Source organism: Variovorax sp. Root434, from assembly GCF_001426595.1.
GTDB lineage: Bacteria > Pseudomonadota > Gammaproteobacteria > Burkholderiales > Burkholderiaceae_C > Variovorax.
The window spans coordinates 29359-50546 of the sequence record NZ_LMEK01000007.1 but is presented as its reverse complement, the minus strand read 5'-3'; the positions used below and the strand labels follow the sequence as shown (position 1 = coordinate 50546).

The window sequence follows — 21188 nt, the reverse complement described above, 5'->3', positions numbered from 1 at the left end:
CGCAGCGTGATTTTGTCGAGGCTCCGAGATCCATTGCCTTGATCCGTGCAGGGGATCGCCCCTCGGAATTGAATAAGCTCCTGCTCAGGTTGCAGTTTGAAGAAGGAGCAAGACAGATGCGCATCACCAACGGTCGCCACTGGATCGGTCTGCCGGCCGTGGCCATGGGCCTTTTGCTGGCTGGCTGCCAGACGCCACCGGCCGACCGGCCCCTGACATCGGAAGTCCCCGAACCCCCGAGCTTCGTCACGCCGCCTGAAACCTGCCAGGCTGCTGCCGTGCGGTTTGGCCTGGGCCTGCGCGTCAGCCAGCAGTTGCTGGAAGAGATGCGCCAGCGCGCCGGCGCCCGCCTGGCACGTACGGTGCCCGCCACGGAAAAAGCCGATCCGGTGCAGGACACGGCGAGGCTCAATGTGCAGGTCGAACCGACCGGCCGCGTGGTCGGTGCCTATTGCGGCTAGAAGACGAGGCGCGGGGGCTCGGGTGTTGCGCGAATACAGCGCTCATGTAACTAATATTAGCTACCACACACGCAATCGCCCCAATTGGGGGAACAATAGCCCGCGACCTCCGGAGCCCAGTCTTTTGTCGAACAAGCAACCCACAGTCTCTTTGCCGTCGTACTACGACGGGTCGGCACGTCTCCCGCCGGACGAGGTGCTGCGCCCGTTGATGGACGACTGGGCTCGTGCAGGCAAGCGCCTGGCTGCCGTCTGCTACATCGACGTGGACCGCTTTGCCTCGCTGAATGACCGCCTTGGCATGGTGGCGGGCAATGTCGCCCTCAAGGAGGTGGCCCGCCGCATCAAGGCTCAGCTGCCGCGCGAGAGCGTGATGGCCCGCGTGGGCGGCGACGAATTCGCGGCCCTGTTCGCCGGCCTCGGAACCTCGCAGTGCACCCAGGTGCTGGAGCGCATCCAGGCTTCCCTTGCCGAGCCCTGGAGCTGGCATGACCAGGCGGGCAGCATTGACGCGAGCATCGGTGCCATGCTGCTCGACAGCAATGGCCCGCCCCCTGAAACCGCGCTGCGCCAGGCGCAGCACGCCGCCTTCTTCGCCAAGCGCGCGGCCGATGGCAAGGTGCATTACTTCGACGCGCCGCAGGCGCGCGCCGACGAGCAGGTGGTGCGCGAGCGCCAGCGGATCCAGGAAGGCCTGCTGCAGGGCGAGTTCTTCCTGGTCTACCAGCCCAAGGTCGACATGCAGCGCGGCGTGGTGGTCGGCGTCGAGGCGCTGCTGCGTTGGCAGCACCCCGAGCGCGGCCTGCTGCCGCCGGCCCAGTTCGTGCCGCTGATCGAAGACGACGCGCTGGTCGAGCAGATCGGCGACTGGGCCATCGCCACGGCTCTTTGGCAGGCGCACCAGTGGCGCCTGGCGGGCCTGCAGATGTCGGTGAGCGTGAATGTGGCGCCGCGCCACATGATGCGCTGGGACTTCGTCGAACGGCTCGCGCGGCACCTGGCGCAGTTTCCGAAGCTGGGTGCGGGCATGCTGGAGCTCGAGATCCTGGAAACCACGGCCATCAGCCAGTTCGCGAACGTCGCGCTGTTCGTCGAAGCCTGCAAGACGCTGGGCGTGGGCGTGACCATCGACGACTTCGGCACCGGCTACTCCTCGCTCACCTACCTGCGCCAGCTGCCGGTGTCGACCGTGAAGATCGACCAGTCGTTCGTGCGCGGCATGCTCGACAACGGCCAGGACCACGCCATCGTGCAGGGCATCATCGCGCTGCTCCACGCGCTCGGGCTCACGGCGGTGGCCGAAGGCGTCGAAACGGTGAAGCAGGGCGAAGAGCTGCTCGCCCTGGGCTGCACGCTCGCCCAGGGCTACGGCATTGCCATGCCGATGGCGGCCAAGGACATCGTGCAATGGGTGGCGCAGTACGAGCGGGCCCCCCTTTGGGGTACCCACGCGGCGGCGCTGCCCGGCGCCTGAGCGCTGCGGCGGTGTCCGTTCAGCTGGACGCGGAGACTACGGCGTCGCGGACCATGGCCCGGCGGCTTTGCTTGACGGCGCGCATCGCGGTGTCGGCCTGGCGCAGGGCGGCCTCGGCGGAGACCGTGCGCGGGTCGACGGCCACCACGCCGACACTGGCGCCGCTGTAGTCGATCGTCAGGTTCCGCAGCTTCAGCTCGAAGATGGTGTTTTCCGCCAGTCGGTCGGCCATGGCCCGCGCTCCCGTGCGCGGCGATTCGTCCAGCGCGGGCCCGAGGCCGATCACCACGAATTCGTCGGAGCCGAAGCGCGCCAGCATGTCGCTTGCGCGCACCGAGGCCGAGAGCTGTTTCGCCATGGCCGACAGGAACTCGTCGCCGGTCTCGTGGCCGTGCGTGTCGTTGATCTTCTTGAAATCGTCCATGTCGATGTAGCCGACCAGCACGCTCTGGCCGCTGCGCGCGCCCTGCGCCAGCATGCGCTGCAGTTCGTCGGTGAGCGCGCGGCGGTTGGGCAGGCCGGTGAGTGCGTCGGTCGCGGCGTGCGTGGCGAGCTGGGCCTGGGCTTTCTTGAGCTTTGCGACGAGCAGCTCGCGCTCCGCCTGCTGGCCGATCAGCCGCGCGAAAAGCCGCAGCACCGGCTCTGCATGGGGCGGCAGCGGCAGCTGTTGTGAGCTGGCACCGCACAGGACACCGAAGAGGTCGCCGTTTCCGGCCGTCACCGGTGCGCTCACGCAGGTCTGGATGCCGAGCCGGCGGGCGGCGTCGGCATTGCCCCAGCAACCGCCGGCGTCGTCCGTGTAGATGCGGCCTTCCTCCAGGGCGTGCCGGCAGAGCGTGTCGGCCCACGGCACCGGCGCACCCTCGGGCAGGGACAATTCACCGGCGTTGTGGGCGAACAAGATGCGCTGTCGGCCCTTCTCGAGGTCGATGGTCGTGAGGTAAGCCGACTCCAGGCCCGTCGCCGCCTCGAGCATTTCGAGCATCGGGCGTGCGAGGTCTTCCAGCGTCTTGGCCGAGGAGACGGAGTCGGATAGCTGTTCGATCAAGGATTCCATGGCCGACATTCTGATGGCATCGGTTGCTTTCGGGAGGGCAATTTCAAGAAGCCAGGGCTTCCATCAATTCGGTTTCGATGGCCAGTTGCGTCTTTTGGCCCTGGAGTTCAGGGCCGCTGATCAGGAAGGTGTCTTCCACCCGCTCGCCCAGCGTCGTGACCTTGGCGAGCTGCAGGTTCAGGTGATGGCGCGCCAGCACCCGGGCCACCGAGTACAGCAGGCCGGCACGGTCGCTGGCCGAGATGTTGAGCAGCCAGCGCTGCGCCTTGTCATCCGGCAACAGGCTGATGCGCGGCTTGATCGGAAAGCTGCGCACCCGGCGCGAGACCCGGCCCATGCTGGGCGGGGGCAGGGCGCCGGCCTCGGTGAGTGTCTGCGCCAGGCCCGACTCGACCATGCTGATCAGGTCGCGGTAGTGGTCGGGCACGAAGGTGGTCACCACCTGGAAGGTGTCGAGTGCGTAGCCGTTGCTCGCGGTGTGCACCTTGGCGTCCAGGATGCTGAAGGACGCCTGGTCGAAGTAGCCGCAGATGCGCGCGAACAGGTCGGGCTGGTCGGGCGTGTAGACCACCACCTGCAGGCCTTCGCCTACCGGAGACAGGTGTGCGCGCACCACAGGCGGGGCCTTCGGGTCGACCGGCACGTTCTTGGGCGGCACGAAGCGCGAGAGCTGCTTGGCATGCCAGGCGATCTCGGTGGCATCGTGGCGCATGAAATAGCCCACGTCGAGCGTGTCCCACAGCGCCTTGTGCGCCTCGAAGCGCTGCGCGTGCAGGGCCAGCTGCACCAGCGCCTCGCGCTTGCGCGACTCGACCTCGGCGTCCGGGTCGGGCATGCGTCCGCCCAGCGCGCGCAGCGTGTAGCGGTACAGGTCTTCGAGCAGCTTGCCTTTCCAGGCATTCCACACGCGCGGGGAGGTGCCGCGGATGTCGGCGACGGTCAGCAGGTAGAGCGCCGTCAGGTAGCGCTCGTTGCCCACTCGCTTGGCGAAGGCGCCGATCACCTCGGGGTCGCTCAGGTCCTGCTTCTGCGCGACCTGGCTCATCACCAGGTGCTCGGCCACCAGAAACTCGATGAGCCTGGAATCTTCGCGGGCGATGCCGTGCTGCTTGCAGAAACGCTGAACATCGCGCGCGCCGAGCGTGGAGTGGTCGCCGCCGCGGCCCTTGGCGATGTCGTGGAAGAGGGCGGCCACGTACAGGATCCAGGGCTTGTCCCAGCCGGCCGCCAGCTGCGAGCAGAACGGGTATTCGTGCGCATGCTCGGCGATGAAGAAGCGCCGCACGTTGCGCAGCACCATCAGGATGTGCTGGTCCACCGTGTAGACGTGGAACAGGTCGTGCTGCATCTGCCCCACGATGCTGCGGAACACCCGCAGGTAGCGCCCCAGCACCGAGGTCTGGTTCATCAGCCGGAACGCATGCGTGATGCCGTAGGGCTGCATCAGGATCCGCATGAACGTGTCGTGGTTGACCGGGTCGTTGCGGAACTTGCTGTCCATCACGTGGCGCGCGTTGTAGAGCGCGCGCAGCGTGCGCGCCGACAGGCCCTGCACGCCGATGGTCTTCTGGTACAGCAGGAAGGTTTCGAGCACCGCATGCGGCTCGCGTTCGTACAGGTCGTCGCTGGCGATCTCGATCAGGCCGGCACGCTCGTAGAAGCGCTCGTTGATCGGCGTGTGCTGCTCGTCGATGGGCTGCAAGCGCTCGGCAATGTTGAGCAGCAGGATCTGGTTGAGCTGCGACACCGCCTTGGCCGCCCAGTAGTAGCGCCGCATCAGCGCCTCGCTCGACTTGCGCTGCGACTCGCCTTCGTAGCCGAAGCTTGCCGCCACGGCCGTCTGCAGGTCGAACACCAGCCTGTCTTCGCGCCGGTTGGCAATCACGTGCAGCCGGGCGCGGATCAGCGAGAGCAGGGCCTCGTTGCGCTTGATCTGCTGCGCCTCGAACGGGGTGGCCAGGCCGTTCTTGGCGAGGTCGTCCCAGCGGCCGCCGTAGCCGGCGGCCTTGGTCATCCAGAGGATGGTCTGCAGGTCGCGCAGGCCACCCGGCGATTCCTTGCAGTTGGGCTCCAGTGCGTAGGGCGTGTTGTCGAACTTCTGGTGGCGGTGCCGCATTTCCTGCGACTTGGCCACGAAGAAGGCCTGCGGGTCGATGGCGCGGGTGAAGCGGCGGCGGAACGCGGTGAAGAGCTTCTTGTCGCCCACGATCAGGCGTGCTTCGAGCAGCGAGGTCTGGACGGTGACGTCCTTCTCGGCCTCGGCCAGGCATTCCTCGACCGTGCGCACGCTGGAGCCGATCTCGAGGCCCGCGTCCCAGCAATGGCCGATGAAGGCCTCGATGCGGGCCGGGTCGATTGCGCTCTCGTGGCCCTCCGGCGGCAGCAGCAGGAGCACGTCGACGTCGGAATACGGAAACAGCTCGCCGCGCCCGAAACCGCCCACGGCGGCCAGCGTGAGCGAGTCGCCGAAGCCGGCCTCGCGCCACAGCGTGCAGAGCGTTTCGTCGGCCAGCGCCGAGAGCTGGCGCAGCACCGCGTGCACGCTGCGGGTCGGGGCGCGCGCAAAGCGCAGGGTGTCGAACAGGGCGAGCTTCTTGGCGCGGTAGGCTTCGCGCAGCATCGCTACGTCGATCTTGGCTGCTTCGATCACGGCCGGGGAGCGCGTGCGCGCGTCAGGTTTTGGTCGAGGTGACGAAGGAGGGCGGCGGCGGGCTGCCCGCGGACAGCGTCAACACCTCGTAGCCGGTCTCGGTGACGAGCACCGTGTGTTCCCACTGGGCCGACAGCGAATGGTCGCGCGTGACGATGGTCCAGCCGTCGTATTGGCCGCCCTTGAAGTCTTCCTTCACGTCGCGCTTGCCGGCATTGATCATCGGCTCGATGGTGAAGATCATGCCGGGCTTGAGTTCTTCCATCGTGCCCGGGCGGCCATAGTGCAGCACCTGGGGTTCTTCGTGGAAGCGCTGGCCCACGCCATGGCCGCAGAACTCGCGCACGATCGAGAAGCCCTGGCCCTCGGCGAACCGCTGGATCGCATGGCCCACGTCGCCCAGATGCGCACCGGGGCGCACCTGCAGGATGCCGTGCCACATGGCTTCGTAGGTGATGCTGCACAGGCGCTTGGCGGCGATGGAGGCGTCGCCGATCACGAACATGCGGCTGTTGTCGCCGAACCAGCCGTCCTTGATGACGGTCACGTCGACGTTCATGATGTCGCCCTTCTTCAGGGGCTTGTCATTGGGAATGCCGTGGCACACCACGTGGTTCACCGAGGTGCAGAGCGACTTCGGGAACGGGACGCTGCTCGCGCCCATGTAGCCCACCGTGGCGGAGGTGGTGCCCTGCTTGACCATGTACTCGGCGGCCAGCCGGTCGACATCGTTCGTGGTGATGCCGGGCTTGATGAAAGGGGTGAGGTAGTCCAGCACCTCGGAGCCAAGGCGGCAGGCGACCCGCATGGCTTCGATGCCCGCAGCGTCTTTGTAGTTAATGCTCATGCCCGAATTATCCCATCCAGCAAATGAACCTGCCCCCGACGCGGGGCACTTCGTGTTCCCGCTGCCCCCCAAGGGGGATGGCCAACTTGGGGCGGCCCGGCGTTAGCCTAAAATTCCGGGTTAACGCGGATGACCCCAGTCAGCGGCCGTCCGCCTCGTTTCCTTGAATTCCAACGCGGCCCTCGAGGCCCCCATCGACCGTGACGCAGCCCGCACCTCAAGCCCTTCCTGTCGTAACCATGTTCGAGGGCGGCAGCGCGCTCAGCGACTTCCGCGCGCGGCAGCTGCTGCCGAAGCTGCAGGCCATCGAGCCGCGCATCGAGGGCATTTCGGCCCGGTTCGTGCACCTCGTGGTCACCGACGCGGCGCTGGATGCGGCCGGCCGCGAGCGCTTTGCGGCGCTGCTGACCTACGGCGAGCCCTTCGAGGCGCCGGCCAAGGCGGGCACCTCGGTGGTGGTCACGCCGCGCCTGGGCACCGTGTCGCCCTGGGCTTCCAAGGCCACCGACATCGCCCACAACTGCGGCCTGGCATTGCGCCGGGTCGAGCGCGTCACGCAGTACCACCTGAAGCTCAAGGCCCCGTTGATCGGCAAGGCGGCCGTGATCGAGGGCGACACGCTCGCCGCGGTGGCCGGCCCGCTGCATGACCGCATGACCGAATCGGTGCTGGCCACCGTCGAGCAGGCGGCCAGCCTCTTCAGCGAGCTGCCGGCCCAGCCGATGGCGCAGGTCGATGTGCAGGCCGGCGGCCGCGCCGCGCTGGTGGCCGCCAACACGGGTTTCGGCCTGGCGCTGGCCGAGGACGAGATCGACTATCTGGTCGACGCCTTCACCCGCCTCGGACGCAACCCCAGCGACGTCGAACTGATGATGTTCGCGCAGGCCAACAGCGAGCACTGCCGCCACAAGATCTTCAACGCCCAGTTCACCATCGACGGCAAGGCGCAGCCCCAGAGCCTGTTCTCGATGATTCGCCACACCGAGAAGCAAAACCCGCAGCACACGGTCATCGCCTATGCCGACAACGCCTCGGTGATGGAAGGCGCGACCATCGAGCGCTTCATTCCCGCCCACGGCTCGCAGAGCTATCAAAAAGATAGCGCCCTGAACCACGTGCTGATGAAGGTCGAGACGCACAACCACCCGACCGCGATTTCCCCATTCCCGGGCGCCTCGACCGGCGCGGGCGGCGAGATCCGCGACGAAGGCGCCACCGGCCGCGGCTCCAAGCCCAAGGCGGGCCTGACGGGCTTCACCGTGTCGAAGCTCTGGCCGGAGGATGGCCACTACGGCAAGCCCGAGCACATCGCGAGCCCGCTGCAGATCATGACCGAGGGCCCGCTGGGCGGCGCCGCGTTCAACAACGAATTCGGCCGGCCCAACCTGTTGGGCTACTTCCGCGAGTACGAGCAGACCGTGGCGAGCGACCTCGACACTGTGCAGCGCGGCTATCACAAGCCCATCATGATCGCGGGTGGCCTCGGCAGCATCGACGCCACGCAGACCAAGAAGATCCAGTTCCCGGCCGGCTCGCTGCTGATCCAGCTCGGCGGCCCCGGCATGCGCATCGGCATGGGCGGCAGCGCCGCCAGCTCGATGGCCACCGGCGCCAACGCGGCCGAGCTCGACTTCGACTCGGTGCAGCGCGGCAATCCCGAGATCGAGCGCCGCGCGCAGGAGGTCATCAACCACTGCTGGCAGCAGGGCGCGGCCAACCCGATCCTGGCGATCCACGACGTGGGCGCGGGCGGCCTGAGCAACGCCTTCCCCGAACTGACCAACGACGCCGGCCGCGGCGCGCGCTTCGACCTGCGCGCCGTGCCGCTCGAAGAGTCGGGCATGGCCCCCAAGGAAATCTGGTGCAACGAAAGCCAGGAGCGCTACGTGCTGGCCATTGCGCCGGAATCGCTCGAGCAGTTCAAGGCTTTCTGCGAGCGCGAGCGCTGCCCGTTCTCGGTGGTCGGCGTGGCGACCGAAGAGCGCCAGCTGCTGGTGGCCGACGAAGGCGCCGAGGTGCAGCCCGTCGACATGCCGATGGACGTGCTGCTCGGCAAGCCGCCCAAGATGCACCGCGACGTGAAGAGCGTGGCGCGCACGTTCAAACCGCTCGACCTGACAGGCGTCGACCTGCAGAAGGCCGCCATCGATGTGCTCTCGCACCCGACCGTCGCCTCCAAGCGCTTCCTGATCACCATCGGCGACCGCACCGTGGGCGGCATGAGCCACCGCGACCAGATGGTCGGCCCGTGGCAGGTGCCTGTGGCCGACTGCGCCGTGACGCTGGCCGACTACAAGGGCTTTGCCGGCGAAGCCATGAGCATGGGCGAGCGCACGCCGCTGGCTGCGCTCGACGCGCCGGCTTCGGGCCGCATGGCCGTGGCCGAGGCCATCACCAACCTGCTGGCCGCGCCGATCGAACTTTCGCGCGTCAAGCTCTCGGCCAACTGGATGGCGGCCTGCGGCGAACCCGGCGAAGACGCCGCGCTGTACGAGACCGTGAAGGCCGTGGGCCTGGAGCTGTGCCCGGCGCTGGGCGTGTCGATTCCGGTCGGCAAGGATTCGCTGTCGATGCGCACGCAGTGGAAGGACAACGGCGAAGCCAGGAAGGTCACCTCGCCCGTGAGCCTGATCGTCACCGCCTTCGCCTCGCTGGCCGATGTGCGCGGCACGCTCACGCCGCAGCTCGACGCCGAAGAAGCCGACACCACGCTGGTGCTGATCGACCTGGGCCGCGGCCAGCACCGCATAGCCGGCAGCATCCTGTCGCAGACGCTCAACCAGAGCGGCGATGAGGTGCCTGACCTCGACGACCCGGCGCAACTCGTGGCGCTGGTCGATGCTGTGAACGCGCTGCGCGCCGAGGGCAAGATCCTCGCGATGCACGACCGCAGCGACGGCGGCCTGTTCGCCACCGCTTGCGAAATGGCCTTCGCCGGCCATGTCGGCGTGGCGCTGAACGTCGACATGCTCGTTACCGAAGGCGATGGCATTTCCGACAGCCGCATGGAAACCGGCGACGCCAAGAACTGGGCGCAGCAGGTCAGCGCGCGGCGCGAAGAGCTCACGCTCAAGGCGCTGTTCAACGAGGAGCTGGGCATGGTGCTGCAGGTGCGCACGGCCGAGCGCAACGACGTGATGCAGGTGCTGCGCTCGCACGGCCTGAGCACCCACAGCCACTTCGTCGGCAAGACCCGGCCTGCGAGCTCCACGATGGATGCCGGCAAGGGCAAGCTCGAAGTCTGGCGCGATGCCAAGTCGGTGTTCAGCGCGAGCCTGCACGACCTGCACCAGGTGTGGGACTCGGTCAGCTGGACGATCGCCCGCGAGCGCGACAACCCCGCCTGCGCCGATGCCGAGCACGCGGCGGCAGGCGTGCCTTCGGACCCCGGCATGCATGTGTTCCTGCCGAATGCGCAGCCCGCGGCGCCGGCCATCCTGCAATCGCGCCCCAAGGTCGCCATCCTTCGCGAACAAGGCGTCAACTCGCACGTCGAGATGGCCTACGCCTTCACCGAAGCCGGTTTCGAAGCCTTCGACGTCCACATGACCGACCTGCAGACGGGCAGGGCGGACCTCGCCAATTTCAAGGGCGTGGTCGCCTGCGGCGGCTTCAGCTATGGCGACACGCTGGGCGCCGGCATCGGCTGGGCGCGCAGCATCACCTTCAACCCGAAGCTGGCCGAGCAGTTCAAGACCTTCTTCGGCCGCGCCGACACCTTCGGCCTGGGCGTGTGCAACGGCTGCCAGATGTTCGCCGAGCTGGCCGACATCATTCCGGGTGCCGAAGCCTGGCCGCGCTTCACCACCAACCAGAGCGAGCGCTTCGAGGCGCGCCTGTCGATGGTCGAGGTGCTCGAATCGCCGAGCATCTTCTTCCAGGGCATGGCCGGCAGCCGCCTGCCGATCGCGGTGGCGCACGGCGAGGGCTATGCCAACTTCAAGCACCGCGGCGACGCCGCCAAGGCCATCGGCGCAATGCGCTTCGTGGACAACCACGGCCAACCGACCGAGCAGTATCCGTTCAACCCGAACGGCAGCGCGGGCGGCCTGACCTCTGTGACCACGCCCGATGGCCGCTTCACCGCGGTGATGCCTCACCCCGAGCGCGTGTTCCGCAACATCCAGATGAGCTGGACGCCGGGCGACCGCAGCGAGCTGAGCCCGTGGATGCAGATCTGGCGCAACGCGCGCAAGTGGGTGGGTTGACCGCCGCCCGAGGTCGCTTCGGCGGCCCATAAAAAAACGGCCCGAGGGCCGTTTTTTTATGAAAGAGAAAGTCTGAGGCTTACTCGACTTTTGCCTTCGCGCGCAGTTCTTCCTGGTACTTCTGCAGGCGTTGCTGCTGCAGCTGCTGCGTGATCTGCGGCTTCACCTCTTCCAGCTTCGGCAGCTGGGCCTGGCGGATGTCGTCGACGCGGATGATGTGCCAGCCGAACTGGGTCTTGATCGGAGCGGGGGTGGTCTCGCCCTTCTTGAGCTTGATCATCGCTTCCGAGAACTCGGGAACGAAGCCTGCGGGGTTGGCCCAGTCGAGGTCGCCGCCGTTGGCGCCCGAGCCCGGGTCCTTGCTCTGCTTCTTGGCGATGTCTTCGAACTTGGCGCCCTTCTTCAGGTCGGCCATGATCTTCTTGGCCTGGTCTTCGGTCTCGACCAGGATGTGGCGCGCCTTGTATTCCTTGCCGCCGTTGGCAGCAACGAACTTGTCGTACTCGGCCTTCACGTCGGCGTCCGAGATGGGGTTGGTCTTGCGGTAGTTCTCGAACAGCGCGCGGATCAGGATGGCCTGGCGGGCGAGTTCGAGCTGATTCTTGTAGTCCTCGCTGGCGTCCAGGCCTTGCTTCTGGGCTTCCTGCATGAACACTTCGCGCGCCACGATTTCCTCACGCAGCTGGCTCTGCATCTCGGGCGTCACCGGGCGTCCTGCGGCGGCCAGCTGCTGCGCCAGAACGTCCATGCGTGCCTTGGGCACCGGCTTGCCGTTCACGATGGCTGCGTTCTGCGCCAGAGCCGCCACCGGAATGGCACCGATCAACGCTGCGGCCGCAACGGCCTGCAAGATGTGTTTTTTCATGAAATGAATATCAGGCTGGACAAGAAATGCGCGTGTAGGAATAGGCGCGTGAAAGAAAGCGGACAGAGGGCTCAAAGCACCTCGATGGCGATGGCGTGAAGGCCCTGCGCGATAAAAACCTGGAGGGCATCATACACAAGCCGATGCCGCGCCACGCGGGGCTTTCCGGCGAACAGCGGCGAGGCGATGCGCACTCGGAAATGGCTGCCTCGTCCTTGCGCATTGGCACCGGCGTGGCCCGCGTGGGCGCTGCTTTCGTCGATTACTTCGAGCTGCGTCGGGGCCAGCGCCTCGCGCAGTGCGGCTTCGAGGTCGGCGGCGGTGGGGAGGGAGTCGGTGCGCATCAGGCGGTCGGCTTGTCGTCGCCCTTGATGTGCGGCGCGATGTAGAGACCCTGCGCCACCAGGAAGACGATCGGGAACACATAGCCCCAGAGCTTGAAGTTGACCCAGGCCTCGGTCGTGAAGTACGCCGCCACGTAGCCGTTGATCAGCGCCATGAAGAGGCAGTAGCCGATCCACGCCACGTTGAGCCGGCCCCAGATGCGGTCGGGCAGCTCGAGCTGCGAGCCCAGCAGCATCTTCAGGAAGTTCTTCTTCAGCGCCCAGAGCGCCACCGCCAGCGCGATGGCCATCGCGCCGTACAACACCGTAGGCTTCCACTTGATGAAGCGGTCGTCGTGCAGCACCAGTGTGAGCGTGCCGAACAGCAGGATCAGCACCAGCGTGGCCTTCTGCATCGCCTGCAGCTTGCGCTCCATGGCATAGATGATGGCCATCTGCACCACGGTGGCGGCCATGAGCACGCCGGTGGCGGTGTAGATGTCGGCGAGCTTGTAGGCGCCGAAGAACAGGAGGATGGGGAAGAAGTCGAGGAGCAGTTTCATTTTTTATGGAAGTCGAGCGACGCCGAGTTCATGCAGTAGCGCAGGCCGGTTTCGGTCGGGCCGTCGGGGAACACGTGGCCCAGGTGGGCGCCGCAATTGGCGCACACGTTCTCGGTGCGCACCATGCCGTGCGATCGGTCGACGATGTTCCTGATGGCGCCGGGCACCGCTTCTTCGGAGAAGCTGGGCCAGCCGCAGCCGGCATCGAACTTGGTCGATGACTCGAACAGCTTGGCGCCGCAGCACACGCAGTGGTAGGTGCCGTCGTCCCAGTGCGCTTCGTACTTGCCGGTGAAGGGGCGTTCGGTGGCCGCGTGGCGCGTCACCTCGAAGGCCGCGGGCTCGGCGCCTTTTTCAGCGAGCAGGGCTTTCCATTCGGCGTCGGTTTTCTGTACGGGAGTGGTCATGATGAGCAGCTGATTTCGATCGTGGAGGCCCAGTCGGGCGGGAAGCCGGCGAGTGCGTCGGCGTCGGGATGTTCTTCAAATGGGGTCTCGAGCACAGCCAGCAAGGTTGCCACAGCCGAGTGGTCTTTTTGCTGACTTGCTTCGATCGCTTGCTGCCCCAGGTGGTTGCGCAGCACGAACCTGGGGTTGGATTTGAGCATCAGATCGGCGGCTTGCGTGCGTCCAGCGGTCGTATGGCGCTCTGAAAACGCTAGCAGCCACGCATCGAAGCCCTCGCGGTCCAGGAACAGGTCGCGCACCGGCTCGACGTTGCCGTCGGCCATGTGGTTCGAGAGCCGGCGCCAGAAGATCGTGTAGTCGACCTTGCCGGCGGCCAGCAGCTTGAGCACGCCTTCGATCAGCGCGCGGTCGCCTTCGGCCGGGCTCGCGAGTCCGAGCTTGGCGCGCATGCGGCCCTCGAACTCGTTCGGGAACGCGGTCTTGTACGACTCCAGGGCGGCCACCGCGACTTCCTGGTCGCCGATCAGCGGCAGCAGCGCCTGCGCGAGGCAGAACAGGTTCCAGTAGGCCACGTTGGGCTGCTGGTTGAAGGCGTAGCGCCCGCTGGTGTCACTGTGGTTGCAGATGTGGCGCGGGTCGAAGCCATCGAGGAACTGGAACGGGCCGTAGTCGATGGTGAGCCCGAGGATGCTCATGTTGTCGGTGTTCATCACCCCGTGGCAGAAGCCCACGGCCTGCCATCGGGCGAGCAGGGCGGCGGTGCGCTCGCTCACGGCTTCGAGGAAGGCGGCATACGCGTTGCCGTTGAAGCGCCCGGTGGTGCGGCAGGCCGGGTAGTAGCGGTCGATGACGTAGTCGGCCAGCGCGCGCAACTCATCTTCGCGCTGGTTGGCCGCGAAGTGCTCGAAGTGGCCGAAGCGGATGAAGCTCGGTGCGACGCGGGTCACGACGGCCGCGCTTTCCGGCTCTTCGCGGTACACGCGGGCGTCGGAGCCCGTCACGCACAGCGCGCGGGTGGTCGGGATGCCGAGGCCGTGCATGGCCTCGCTGCAGAGAAACTCCCGGATGCTGGAGCGCAGCACCGCGCGGCCGTCGCCGCCGCGCGAGTAAGGCGTGCGGCCCGCGCCCTTCAGCTGCACTTCGAGCCCGCCTTCGGTCTCGCCGATCGAGATCGCACGCCCGTCGCCGAGCTGGCCTGCCCACACGCCGAACTGGTGGCCGCTGTAGACCGTCGCGAAGGGTCGGGTGCCGGCGACGGGCAGGTTGCCGGTCAGGGCGGCGAGCGTGCCGTCCGACGAATGCCAGCCGGCCGGTAGCCCGAGTTCGCGTGCTACGGCTTCGCTGCGGCCCACCCAGTACGGATCGGGCAGGGGCGTCGGCCTCAGTTCAGTGAAAAATGCCGGGCCCAAGGCGGCGAAACCGGGTTTCCAGCGCAACCCCAGGTCCGCGACCTCGGTGTCTTCAGCAAGCAAGCTCATGCCCGGATTGTCCGGCACAGCGCGTAACCCCTTGCCGAACGGGCCATCGCGGCCCGCGCGCCCTCAGGCCGCGAGTGCGGCAGGCCCGTCCCAGATGCGCGCCCGGTATTGCGCCGGCGGCACGCCGAACCAGCGCTTGCAGGCGCGAAAAAAGTTGCTGCTGTCGACGAAGCCCAGCCTGTCGGCTACTTCGGTCAATGTGTGGCGGTCGTCGGCGAGGTACTGCTGCGCCAGCTCGCGACGGGTGCGGTCGAGCAGCGACTGGAACGACACCGACTCCTCCTGCAGCCGCCGCTGCAGCGTGCGCTCGGCCAGGCCCAGACCCGAGGCCACGTCCTGCCGGCGCGGCTCGCCGTGCTGGAGCCGGCGCGCGATCTCGGCGCACACCAGGCTGCTGGTGGTGGCCCGGCCCAGCAGGTCGAGTTGCTCGTCCAGCAGATGCTCCTGCATCTCGCCGAGCGTCTCGTGGTAGGTGGGCAGCGGAATCGCCATGTCGGCGCTCGACAGCAGCAGGCGGTTGGCCGCTGCATTGAAGCGCACCTCGCAGCCGAAGGCCTCCCGGTGCAGCCGGTCGCTGGCCGGCGCGGGGTAGACGAACTCCATTGCCAGCGGCTGCAGTTCGCGCCGCGTGAGCCACTGGCACTGCATCAGCGTGGTCAGCAGGGCGTATTCGACGCGCTGGCGCGGAATCGGCAGGCTGCCGCCGGTGTGTTCCATGGACAGCCAGCAGCCGCGCGGCTCAGGGTGCAGCGAGAAGCCGGTCGCATCCGAGATCACCGCCATGTAGCGCGCCAGCCGCGCGAGCGCCGCCCCGAGCGTGGCGCTGCACGACATCGCATGCCCCACCGTTCCCAGCTTGCTGTGCGTGGCGGCCAGCTCGCGTCGCAGGCCCAGCGTGGGCTTGCCGGCGCGGGCTACCGCGAGCTGCCACATCACCGTGACCTCGTCGACCGGGATGCGTGTGTTCTGCCGGTGCAGCGAATCGGGATCGAAGCCGGCGTCGCGCAGCAGCGAGGGCACGTCCAGCCCCTCGGCCTCGAACATCGAGAGCACGCCTTCGAGCCACGCGGCCGAGCTGGTGCGCAGCTCCGGTTGCGGGATGCCGGCCGGCCGGCGTTGCGGCCCGCGCTGGCGGTGCGGCACGGAGGCTCCTGAAGTCATTCGTTTGGCTTCCTTGCGATAGGGGTGAAAACGGCGCCGGTTCCTAGAATTTTCCGCGTGCTCGGCGGCCGGAAGTATGCGGGGTCGCGCACCAGGCCGGGAATTCGAGGCCAGATTCCGCAGTGCGGGTTTGTGTCATTGTGAAAGTCGCCGAAGCTTGCGTGAATCCGTTGTCCGCAAGTTCATGAAGTCATTTCTTTCAGGAGTCCGTAGATGCTGGGTTTGATGCAAGACCAACCGCTTTTGATCTCGTCGCTGATCGAGTTTGCCGAGCGCCACAACGGCGACGGCGAAATCGTCTCGCGCAGGGTCGAGGGCGACATCCACCGCACGACGTGGGGCGGTATCGCATCGCGTGCCCGGCAGGTGGCCAATGCGCTGGACGGCGAGCAGCTGCTGTTCAGCGACCGCATCGCCACTCTGGCCTGGAACGGCTACCGCCATCTGGAGCTCTACTACGGCGTCAGCGGCAGTGGCCGCGTGCTGCACACCATCAACCCGCGCCTGCACCCCGACCAGATCGCGTGGATCGCCAACCATGCCGAAGACCAGATCCTGTGCTTCGACCTGAGCTTCCTTCCGCTGGTGCAGGCGGTGCATGCCAAGTGCCCCACGATCCGGAAATGGATTGCACTCTGTGATGCCGACAAGCTGCCCGCCGACAGCGGGATTCCCAACCTCGTGAGCTACGAGGGCTGGATGGGCGCGCAGTCCACCGACTACGAATGGCCGACCTTCGACGAGAACTCCGCGTCGAGCATGTGCTACACGAGCGGCACCACGGGCAATCCGAAGGCCGCGCTCTACAGCCACCGCTCGACCATGCTGCATGCCTATGCCGCGGCCCTGCCGGACGTGATGCGCCTGTCGGCGCGCGACTCGGTGCTGCCGGTGGTGCCGATGTTCCACGTCAACGCCTGGGGCATTCCGTATTCGGCCGCGCTGGTGGGCTGCAAGATCGTGTTTCCCGGCCCGGCGCTGGATGGCAAGTCCGTGTACGAGCTGATCGAATCCGAAGGCGTGACCTTCGCGGCCGGCGTGCCCACCGTGTGGCAGATGATGCTGGGCCACATGCAGGCGAACGGCCTGAAGTTCTCGAAGCTCAACCGCACCGTCATCGGCGGCTCGGCCTGCCCTCCGGCCATGATCAGGGCGTTCCAGGACATCTACGACGTCGAGGTGCTGCACGCCTGGGGCATGACCGAGATGAGCCCGCTGGGCACGCTGTGCACCCTCAAGAACAAGCACCTGTCGTTGCCGGCCGACGCGCAGCTGCAGATCCGCATGAAGCAGGGCCGTGCCATTTTCGGCGTCGACATGAAGATCGTCGATGGCGACGGCAACGAGCTGCCGTGGGACGGCAAGGCCTACGGCGACCTGCTGGTCAAGGGCCCGTGGATCGTCAAGGAATACTTCAAGGGCGAGGGCGGCAACCCGCTCATCCCCGATGCGCGCAATCGCGGCTGGTTCCCCACGGGCGACGTCGCCACCATCGACGCCGAGGGCTACCTGCAGATCACCGACCGCAGCAAGGACGTGATCAAGTCCGGCGGCGAGTGGATCAGCTCCATCGAGATCGAGAACATCGCCGTTGCGCACCCGGCCGTGGCCATGGCCGCGTGCATCGGCGTGTTCCATCCCAAGTGGGACGAACGGCCGATCATCGCGGTCGTGAAGAAGCCCAACGCCGAAGTCACGCGCGAGGAACTGCTGAAGTTCTATGAGGGCAAGACCGCCAAGTGGCAGATCCCGGACGACGTGGTGTTCGTCGAAGCCATCCCCATCGGCGCCACCGGCAAGATTTTGAAGACCAGGCTGCGCGAACTGCTCAAGGACTACAAGCTGCCGACCCTTTGAAGACCTGCGCGAGCCCTGCCGCGCTGTCGCGCAGGCGATAGGAATGCCGCCTCGGCGGCCAGGCTTGCGGGCAATCCCTGTGCGGCGAAAAAAAGGGCGCTTGTAGGCTGGCACTCCGCCTTACAAACTGGAGACTCTTCATGCAATTTGCTATCAAGTCAGTAGCTGCCTGTGCAATGTTGGTGAGCCTGACTGCCGCATTCGCCCAGAAGGGCGAGACGGTCAAGATCGCCTGGCTCGACCCGCTTTCCGGCCTCATGGCCGCGGTCGGCACCAACCAGCTCAAGACCACGCAATTCCTTGCCGAAGAGTTCAACAAGAAGAACCAGTCGGGCGTGAAGTTCGAGATCATCGCGCTCGACAACAAGCTCAGCCCGCAGGAAACCACCGCCGCGCTGCGCTCGGCGCAAGACCAGGGCGCGCGCTACATCATGCAGGGCAACGGCTCCGGCCCCGCGCTCGCGATCATCGACGCCATCGAGAAGAACAACGCGCGCAATCCGGGCAAGGAGCTGCTGTACATGAACTACGCGGCCGTCGACCCCGACCTGACCAACAGCAAGTGCAGCTACTGGCACTTCCGGCTCGACGCCGACACCTCCATGAAGATGGAGGCGCTCACCACCTGGATGAAGGACCAGCCGGACATCAAGAAGGTCTACATCCTCGGCCAGAACTACGCCCACGGCGTGCAGGTTTCCAAGTTCGCCAAGGAAGACCTGAAGGTCAAGCGCCCCGACATCCAGATCGTGGGCGACGACCTGCATCCGCTTGCGCAGGTGCGCGACTTCTCTCCCTATATCGCCAAGATCAAGGCCTCGGGCGCCGACACCGTCATCACCGGCAACTGGGGCTCCGACCTGTCGCTGCTCATCAAGGCCGCCAACGACTCGGGCCTGAACGTCAAGTTCCTGACCTACTACGCGCCGGGCGCCGGCACGCCCACGGCGATGGGCGCCACCTCGGACGGCAAGGTCTACACCGTCGCCTACGCCCACTACAACATGGGCGGCGAGATCCAGAAGCTGCTCGCCGGCTACAAGAAGCGGATGAACGACGACCTCACGCAGCCGTCGATCTATCACGTGTTCGCGCTGCTCGACGCTGCCTTCGTTGCCACCAAGTCGACCGACCCCGTCAAGGTGGCCGCGGCGCTGGAGGGCATGAAGATCAAGAGCTTCAACGGCGAGGTCGAGGTGCGCAAGGCCGACCACCAACTGCAGCAGGGCCTGTACATCTCGCGCTGGGAAAAGGCAAGCGCCAAGTACCCCTACGACGCGGAGAACACCGGCTACACGAATGTTCCCGTGAAGTACTACGAGTCGTACGTGGCGAGCACGCCCACCACCTGCCAGATGAAGCGCCCCTGAGCGTCTTTGCGAGCGCGTTTCCTACCCGCGGGTAGCAGATGTCTACCCATGGGTAGCAGCTTGGGGAAACGCGGTGTCGCATGCGCGATAGAAACGGGCCTTTGCGGCACCCCTCTTACGGGCATTCCCTGAGGGGAGGGGCTGCAAACGCTTGTACTCTCGTGCGGCGTTTCGAATCGGTTTGACCAGGAGATATAGATTGAATTTCGCTCTGAAAATCGCCGCCGCAGCCGTCATCGCGGCAACCGCCACCGGCGCCCTTGCCCAGAAGGGTGAAACCGTCAAGATCGCATGGCTCGACCCGCTGTCGGGCCTCATGGCTGCGGTCGGTACGAACCAGCTCAAGACCTTCCAGTTCTTCGCCGAAGAATTCAACAAGAAGAACGCGGCGGGCGTGAAGTTCGAGATCATCGGCATCGACAACAAGCTCAGCCCACAGGAAACCACCAGCGCACTGCGCTCGGCCCTCGACCAGGGCGCACGCTACATCGTGCAGGGCAACGGCTCCGGCCCCGCACTGGCCATCATCGATGCGCTCGAGAAGAACAACGCGCGCAATCCCGGCAAGGAAGCGCTGTACCTCAACTACGCGGCCGTCGACCCCGACCTGACCAACAGCAAGTGCAGCTACTGGCAGTACCGCTTCGACGCCGACACGTCGATGAAGATGGAAGCGCTGACCACCTACATGAAGGATCAGCCGGAGATCAAGAAGGTCTACCTGCTCAACCAGAACTACGCGCATGGCCAGCAGGTTTCCAAGTTCGCCAAGGAAGACCTGAAGCACAAGCGCCCGGACATCCAGATCGTCGGCGACGACCTGCACCCGCTGGCCCAGGTGCGCGACTTCGCGCCCTACGTCGCCAAGATCAAGGCCTCGGGCGCCGACACCGTCATCACCGGCAACTGGGGCTCCGACCTCGCGCTGCTGATCAAGTCGGCCAACGATTCGGGCCTGAACGTCAAGTTCTACACCTACTACGCCGTGACCACCGGCACGCCGACCGCCATGGGCGCCGCGTCCGACGGCAAGGTGTACCAGGTCAGCTATGCCCACTACAACATGGGCGGCGACATGCAGAAGTACGCCGAAGAGTTCAAGAAGAAGTTCAACGACGACCTCTACACCAGCGACATCTACACCGTGTTCCAGGCCCTGACTGAAGCCTTCGTGAAGACCAAGTCGACCGACCCCGTCAAGGTGGCGGCCGCGATGGAAGGGCTGAAGTTCAAGAGCTTCAACGGCGAGATCGAGCTGCGCAAGACCGACCACCAGGCGCAGCAGGGCCTGTACATCAGCAAATGGGAGAAGGCCAGCACCAAGTATCCGTACAGCCCGGAGAACACCGGCTACACGCTGGCGCCCGTGAAGTTCTACGACGCCTACGTGGCCAGCACGCCGACCTCGTGCCAGATGAAGCGTCCCTCCTGAGTACGGGAACGCGCCAAAGCGGTCGAGGCCCGACTTCAACACTCGGGCCTTTTTCTTTTTTCACCTGACACGAAAGACCGATGAACGTCGAATTCTTCGTCATCTCGCTGCTCAACGGCGTGAGCTACGGCTTGCTGTTGTTCATGCTGAGCTCCGGCCTCACGCTGATCTTCAGCATGATGGGCGTGCTCAATTTCGCGCACGCCAGTTTCTACATGCTGGGCGCCTACTTCGCCTACACGCTGTCGAACATCGTCGGCTTCTGGCCTGCGCTCTTCATCGCGCCGCTGCTGGTGTTCGCGCTGGGTGCGGCCTTCGAGCGCTACTGCCTGCGCCGGGTCCACAAGTTCGGCCACGTGCCCGAGCTGCTGGTGACCTTCGGCCTTTCGTACCTCATCCTCGAACTGGTGCAACTGGTGTGGGGCCGCTCCACGGTGCCGTACGGCCTGCCGTCGGCGCTGCAGGGGCCGCTCTTCACGCTCTACGGCACGCAGTTTCCCAAGTCACGCTCATTCATCATGCTGGTGGCGGTGCTGATGCTGGTGTCGGTGTGGCTGCTGCTCACGCGCACGCGCATCGGCCTGGTCATCCAGGCGGCGCTGAAGCACCCCGACATGGTCGAGGCGCTGGGCCACAACGTGCCGCGCGTGTTCATGCTGGTGTTCGGCGGCGGCGCCGCGCTGGCGGGCCTCGCGGGCGTGGTCGGCGGCAACACCTACGTCACCGAGCCTGCCATGGCGGGTTCGGTCGGCTCCATCATCTTCGTGGTGGTGGTGGTCGGCGGCATGGGGTCGCTGGCGGGTGCCTTCCTGGCCTCGCTGATCATCGGCATCGTGCAGACCTTCGCCGTGGCCATGGACCAGTCGCTCGCGACCGGCTTGCAGGCCTTTGGCGTGGCAGTGAGCGACCAGACCTTCGGCTACGAGCTGCTGAAGCTCACCATCTCGCAGGTGGCGCCCATTCTTCCGTACCTGTTCCTGGTGCTGATCCTCATCTTCAGGCCCAAGGGTCTTCTCGGAACGCGGGAGGACTGAC

The 21188-nt window shown here is 66.2% G+C and carries 16 protein-coding genes; 7 read left to right on the top strand and 9 right to left on the bottom strand.

The window, feature by feature from the left end; genetic code table 11:
- Positions 1 to 116: 116 nt before the first annotated feature.
- Both ASD05_RS08790 and ASD05_RS08785 read left to right on the top strand, forming a co-directional pair.
- The gene (locus ASD05_RS08790; protein WP_056590547.1) at positions 117 to 461 is read left to right on the top strand and encodes a hypothetical protein; all 345 of its coding nucleotides are present in this window, start codon (positions 117 to 119) and stop codon (positions 459 to 461) included.
- Between the two features lie 124 nt (positions 462 to 585).
- Positions 586 to 1935 (top strand): putative bifunctional diguanylate cyclase/phosphodiesterase, encoded by a 1350-nt coding sequence (locus ASD05_RS08785; protein ID WP_056590544.1) that lies wholly within the window; start codon positions 586 to 588, stop codon positions 1933 to 1935.
- A 19-nt stretch (positions 1936 to 1954) separates the two neighbouring features.
- On the opposite strand, the gene ASD05_RS08780 is transcribed toward ASD05_RS08785, so the two are convergent.
- The 3 genes from ASD05_RS08780 to map are packed head-to-tail and all read right to left on the bottom strand — an operon-like array spanning position 1955 to position 6489.
- Entirely contained in the window at positions 1955 to 2992 is a 1038-nt protein-coding gene (locus ASD05_RS08780) for a sensor domain-containing diguanylate cyclase (RefSeq protein WP_056590669.1), read from the bottom strand.
- Between the two features lie 43 nt (positions 2993 to 3035).
- On the bottom strand, positions 3036 to 5642 hold the full coding sequence (locus tag ASD05_RS08775) for a [protein-PII] uridylyltransferase (RefSeq protein WP_056590542.1): 2607 nt from the start codon (positions 5640 to 5642) through the stop codon (positions 3036 to 3038).
- Between the two features lie 22 nt (positions 5643 to 5664).
- Positions 5665 to 6489: a type I methionyl aminopeptidase gene (gene map, locus ASD05_RS08770; RefSeq protein WP_056590539.1), complete on the bottom strand. Its 825-nt coding sequence runs from the start codon at positions 6487 to 6489 to the stop codon at positions 5665 to 5667.
- A 239-nt stretch (positions 6490 to 6728) separates the two neighbouring features.
- Here map and purL point away from each other — a divergent pair, with 239 nt between their 5' ends.
- Positions 6729 to 10697 (top strand): phosphoribosylformylglycinamidine synthase, encoded by a 3969-nt coding sequence (purL, locus tag ASD05_RS08765; RefSeq protein WP_056590535.1) that lies wholly within the window; start codon positions 6729 to 6731, stop codon positions 10695 to 10697.
- Between the two features lie 79 nt (positions 10698 to 10776).
- Here the strand turns inward: purL and ASD05_RS08760 are convergent, their stop codons facing one another.
- The 6 genes from ASD05_RS08760 to ASD05_RS08735 all read right to left on the bottom strand — a co-directional run bounded on the left by ASD05_RS08760 (position 10777) and on the right by ASD05_RS08735 (position 15476).
- Positions 10777 to 11562, bottom strand: coding sequence for a peptidylprolyl isomerase (locus ASD05_RS08760; protein ID WP_056590532.1), 786 nt, complete (start codon positions 11560 to 11562; stop codon positions 10777 to 10779).
- Between the two features lie 71 nt (positions 11563 to 11633).
- Positions 11634 to 11906: a BolA family protein gene (locus ASD05_RS08755; RefSeq protein WP_056590529.1), complete on the bottom strand. Its 273-nt coding sequence runs from the start codon at positions 11904 to 11906 to the stop codon at positions 11634 to 11636.
- Positions 11906 to 12448: a septation protein A gene (locus tag ASD05_RS08750; protein WP_007837800.1), complete on the bottom strand. Its 543-nt coding sequence runs from the start codon at positions 12446 to 12448 to the stop codon at positions 11906 to 11908. Before ASD05_RS08750 ends, ASD05_RS08755 begins: the two co-directional genes overlap by 1 nt.
- Entirely contained in the window at positions 12445 to 12855 is a 411-nt protein-coding gene (msrB, locus tag ASD05_RS08745) for a peptide-methionine (R)-S-oxide reductase MsrB (RefSeq protein ID WP_007837799.1), read from the bottom strand. Before msrB ends, ASD05_RS08750 begins: the two co-directional genes overlap by 4 nt.
- Complete coding sequence (locus ASD05_RS08740; protein WP_056590526.1) at positions 12852 to 14333, bottom strand: protein adenylyltransferase SelO; 1482 nt, start codon at positions 14331 to 14333, stop codon at positions 12852 to 12854. Before ASD05_RS08740 ends, msrB begins: the two co-directional genes overlap by 4 nt.
- A gap of 63 nt (positions 14334 to 14396) precedes the next feature.
- A complete protein-coding gene (locus ASD05_RS08735) occupies positions 14397 to 15476 on the bottom strand; it encodes an AraC family transcriptional regulator (protein WP_082572019.1) in 1080 nt (359 codons plus the stop codon).
- A 231-nt stretch (positions 15477 to 15707) separates the two neighbouring features.
- On the opposite strand from ASD05_RS08735, the gene ASD05_RS08730 reads away from it, so the two are divergent.
- The 4 genes from ASD05_RS08730 (at position 15708) to ASD05_RS08715 (ending at position 21187) form a co-directional block, all read left to right on the top strand.
- Entirely contained in the window at positions 15708 to 17351 is a 1644-nt protein-coding gene (locus ASD05_RS08730; RefSeq protein WP_056590523.1) for a 3-(methylthio)propionyl-CoA ligase, read from the top strand.
- Between the two features lie 140 nt (positions 17352 to 17491).
- Positions 17492 to 18721 (top strand): branched-chain amino acid ABC transporter substrate-binding protein, encoded by a 1230-nt coding sequence (locus ASD05_RS08725; RefSeq protein ID WP_056590519.1) that lies wholly within the window; start codon positions 17492 to 17494, stop codon positions 18719 to 18721.
- A gap of 199 nt (positions 18722 to 18920) precedes the next feature.
- The gene (locus ASD05_RS08720; protein WP_056590516.1) at positions 18921 to 20153 is read left to right on the top strand and encodes a branched-chain amino acid ABC transporter substrate-binding protein; all 1233 of its coding nucleotides are present in this window, start codon (positions 18921 to 18923) and stop codon (positions 20151 to 20153) included.
- An 80-nt stretch (positions 20154 to 20233) separates the two neighbouring features.
- The gene (locus tag ASD05_RS08715) at positions 20234 to 21187 is read left to right on the top strand and encodes a branched-chain amino acid ABC transporter permease (protein WP_056590513.1); all 954 of its coding nucleotides are present in this window, start codon (positions 20234 to 20236) and stop codon (positions 21185 to 21187) included.
- The last annotated feature ends 1 nt before the right edge of the window (position 21188 follow it).